This is a genomic window from Brooklawnia sp. (assembly GCF_032229645.1).
Lineage (GTDB): Bacteria > Actinomycetota > Actinomycetes > Propionibacteriales > Propionibacteriaceae > Brooklawnia.
Genome location: NZ_JAVTWX010000139.1, coordinates 1 through 4,372 on the forward strand (window position 1 = coordinate 1; position 4,372 = coordinate 4,372).

2 protein-coding genes and 1 pseudogene are annotated in these 4,372 nt (G+C 62.9%); 2 read left to right on the plus strand and 1 reads right to left on the minus strand.

Annotation, left to right across the window (positions count from 1 at the left end; translation table 11 throughout):
• Positions 1-368: hypothetical protein (locus AAFP05_RS11575; RefSeq protein WP_341730023.1), on the minus strand; the 368-nt coding region annotated here is incomplete at its 3' end.
• 43 nt (positions 369-411) lie between these two features.
• Here AAFP05_RS11575 and AAFP05_RS11580 point away from each other — a divergent pair.
• Both AAFP05_RS11580 and AAFP05_RS11585 read left to right on the plus strand, forming a co-directional pair.
• Positions 412-3,900, plus strand: coding sequence for a DNA-directed RNA polymerase subunit beta (locus AAFP05_RS11580; protein ID WP_341730024.1), 3,489 nt, complete (start codon positions 412-414; stop codon positions 3,898-3,900).
• A 54-nt stretch (positions 3,901-3,954) separates the two neighbouring features.
• Positions 3,955-4,372: pseudogene (locus tag AAFP05_RS11585) on the plus strand (DNA-directed RNA polymerase subunit beta'); the annotation flags it as partial.

Consider the following 4,372-nt stretch of genomic DNA (forward strand, 5'->3'; position numbering starts at 1 on the left):
GCAGCGGCTACCGCTCGTTCGCTAGTCGTTGTTACTTTCGGCAGCTGTTGTTGGAACGTCCGGGCATTTGGGTAGCTGCTGTGACTTGAGGTAGTCGCTGTCGGGTGCTCTGGCGCATTTCGGTAGTCGCTGTGACTTCGGATAGCGGCCAGCGGCTGATGAAGGGCAAGCCAGCTACCGAAATCGGCGGCACGCCAGATCGGCGCTTGACGCCAGGCGGTGTGATGATGCACGCTTGCGGTGGATGGGGGCCCGGTGCCTGCAGACAGGTCGGAGTTGACCAGTAGATTTGCATCCGGTATATAGCGTGAGCTATAGTTTTTTGTTGCACATATCGTTTGGTGACCCATGAACTTGACATGGGTCATTCAGCATGCATAGAACCACCGGGAGTTCTGGAAGGACCACATCTTGGCCACCTCGCGCAATGCGTCGAAGAACACCAACGTCATCTCCACCAGCGGCCGCATATCGTTCGCCAAGATCGCTGAGCCGTTGCAGGTACCGAATCTGCTCGACCTGCAGATCGACTCGTTCAATTGGCTGATCGGCAGCGAGGCTTGGCAGCAGAAAACGGAGCAGGCTCTCGAACAGGGTCGCACTGACGTTAATACCAGGTCCGGCCTGGAGGAGATCTTTGACGAGATCAGCCCCATTGAGGACTTCAACCAGACGATGTCGCTGAGCTTCCGCGACCATCGATTCGAGGAGCCCAAGCACAGCATCGACGAATGCAAGGATCGCGACACCACGTACGCGGCCCCGCTCTTCGTGACCGCCGAGTTCATGAACAACGAGACCGGCGAGATCAAGAGCCAGACGGTCTTCATCGGCGATTTCCCGCTGATGACCGACAAGGGCACCTTCATCGTCAGCGGCACCGAGCGCGTTGTCGTCAGCCAGTTGGTCCGCTCTCCTGGCGTCTACTTCGAGCAGACCCCGGACAAGACCTCCGACAAGGACATCTTCACGTGCAAGGTGATCCCGTCGCGCGGCGCCTGGCTGGAATTCGAGATCGACAAGCGCGATCAGGTCGGCGTCCGCCTCGACCGCAAGCGCAAGCAGAATGTCACCGTGCTGCTCAAGGCGCTCGGCTGGAGCGAGGATCGCATCCTCGAGCAGTTCGGCCAGTACGAGTCGATTCGGATGACCCTGGAGAAGGATCACGTCACCACCCAGGACGAGGCGCTGCTCGACATCTATCGCAAGCTGCGTCCGGGCGAACCGCCGGCCCGCGATGCCGCGGAGCAGTTGCTCACCAATTACTACTTCAACCCGAAGCGTTACGACCTGGCCAAGGTCGGCCGTTACAAGATCAACCAGAAGCTGGGCTTGAACCTGCCGTTCGACACCCAGGTGCTGACCATCGACGACATCGTCGCGGCCATCGACTACATCTGCGCTCTGCACGAGGGCAAGGCCGAGATCGAGCGCGCCGAGGGCGAGACCGTCATCGTCGAGGCGGACGACATCGACCACTTCGGCAATCGTCGTCTGCGTACCGTCGGCGAGCTGATCCAAAACCAGCTGCGCACGGGTCTGGGTCGTATGGAGCGGGTCGTGCGCGACCGGATGACCACTCAGGACATCGAAGCGATTACGCCCTCGACCCTGATCAACATCCGTCCGGTGACCGCTGCGCTGAAGGAGTTCTTCGGCACCTCGCAGCTGAGCCAATTCATGGACCAGAACAACCCGTTGGCCGAGCTCACCCATAAGCGTCGGCTGTCGGCGCTGGGCCCTGGCGGTCTGAGCCGTGACCGTGCAGGCATGGAAGTGCGAGACGTACACCCCTCGCACTACGGACGCATGTGCCCGATCGAGACTCCTGAAGGCCCGAACATCGGTCTGATCGGATCGCTGGCGTCGTTCGCCCGCGTGAACGCCTTCGGCTTCATCGAAACCCCGTACCGCAAGGTCGTCGACGGCCGGGTCACCGACCAGATCGATTACCTGACCGCGGGTGAGGAAGACCGCTATAACATCGCGCAGGCAAACGCCGCGCTCGACGAGAACGGCCGCTTCGCCGAGGACCGCGTCCTGGTGCGCGTTCGTCATGGCGATGCCGACACCGTGCCGGCCAGCGAGGTCGGCTACATCGATGTCTCGCCGCGCCAGATGGTCTCGGTCGCGACCGCGCTGATCCCGTTCCTCGAGCACGACGACGCGTCGCGTGCATTGATGGGCGCCAACATGCAGCGTCAGGCCGTGCCGCTGATTCGCAGCGAAGCTCCCTACGTCGGCACCGGTATGGAATACCGCGCGGCCGTCGACGTCGGCGATGTCACGTTGGCTCAGCATCCCGGTGTGGTCACCAGCGTCTCGGCCGATCTCATCGAGGTGGCCAACGACGACGGGACCTACCAGACCTTCCGGCTGGAGAAGTTCCGCCGCTCGAACGCCGGCACCTGCGTCAACCAGCGTCCGATGGTCGGCCCCGGCGACCGTGTCGATGTCGGCACTCCGCTGGCCGACGGGCCCTGCACCGACAATGCGGAGCTGGCTCTGGGTCGCAACCTGCTCGTCGCGTTCATGCCCTGGGAGGGCCTGAACTACGAGGACGCGATCATCCTCAACCAGCGCATCGTGAGCGAAGACGTCCTCACCTCGATTCACATCGAGGAGCACGAGGTGGACGCCCGCGACACCAAGCTGGGCCCCGAGGAGATCACTCGCGACATCCCGAACGTGTCCGATGACATGCTCGCCAATCTCGACGAGCGCGGCATCATCCGCATCGGCGCCGAGGTCGGCACCGGCGACATCCTGGTGGGCAAGGTCACCCCGAAGGGCGAGACCGAACTGACCCCAGAAGAGCGCCTGTTGCGCGCGATCTTCGGCGAGAAGGCCCGAGAGGTTCGTGACACCTCGATGAAGGTGCCGCATGGCGAGAACGGCACCGTCATCGGTGTCCGCGTCTTCGACCGCGAAGAGGACGACGAGTTGCCTCCGGGCGTCAACCAGATGGTGCGCGTCTACGTCGCCCAGAAGCGCAAGGTGCAAGAAGGCGACAAGCTCGCAGGCCGGCACGGCAACAAGGGCGTCATCTCGAAGATCCTGCCCGCCGAGGACATGCCCTTCCTTCCGGACGGCACCCCGGTCGACATCATCTTGAACCCGCTGGGCGTGCCTTCGCGGATGAACGTGGGTCAGGTGCTCGAAACCCACCTCGGCTGGATCGCCCACTCCGGTTGGGACATCAGCGATGTGGACGGCGACTGGGCGGAGCGGTTGCGCGAGGTCGGCCTCGGCACGGTCGAGCCGAATCAGCGGCTGGCCACCCCGGTCTTCGACGGCGCGGACGAGGGCGAGATCGGTGGCCTGCTGGCCAACGGCCTGCCCAACCGTGACGGCGAGCGGATGGTCAACGCCGATGGCAAGGCGACACTGTTCGACGGCCGCTCCGGCGAGCCGTTCCCGGAGAAGGTCGGCGTCGGCTATATGTACATGCTGAAGTTGCACCACTTGGTCGACGACAAGATCCACGCGCGTTCGACGGGCCCGTACTCGATGATCACCCAGCAGCCGCTGGGTGGCAAGGCGCAGTTCGGTGGCCAGCGTTTCGGTGAGATGGAAGTGTGGGCACTGGAGGCATACGGCGCCGCCTGGGCACTGCAAGAAATGCTCACCATCAAGTCCGATGACGTGCCGGGCCGCGTCAAGGTCTACGAGGCGATCGTCAAGGGGGAGAACATTCCCGAGCCTGGCATCCCCGAATCGTTCAAGGTGCTCGTCAAGGAGATGAAGTCCTTGTGCCTGAACGTCGAGGTACTCAGCAGCGATGGCGCAGTCGTCGAGTTGCGTGACAGCGAGGACGACTACCGCACGCAGGAGGATCTGGGTATCGACTTGTCGAGGCGTCCGGGCGCTGACTCGTTCGCCATCGCAGACGAAGTCTGATCCGCCAACTCTCAAACGCTACGACCAACGACCCATACATCGGGAGACATACAAGTGCTGGATGCCAATACCTATGACCAGCTGCGCATCGGGCTGGCGACTGCGGATGAGATTCGTGAGTGGAGCTTCGGCGAGGTCAAGAAGCCGGAGACCATCAACTACCGCACGCTGAAGCCCGAGCGCGATGGGCTCTTCTGCGAGAAGATCTTCGGGCCGACCCGCGACTGGGAATGCTACTGCGGCAAGTACAAGCGCGTTCGTTTCAAGGGCATCGTCTGCGAGCGTTGTGGCGTCGAGGTGACCCGCAGCAATGTGCGCCGCGAGCGGATGGGCCACATCGAACTCGCCGCGCCGGTGACCCACATCTGGTACTTCAAGGGTGTGCCGAGCCGGCTGGGCTACCTGCTGGACATCGCCCCGAAGGACCTCGAGAAGGTCATCTACTTCGCGGCCTACATGATCACGGCCGTGG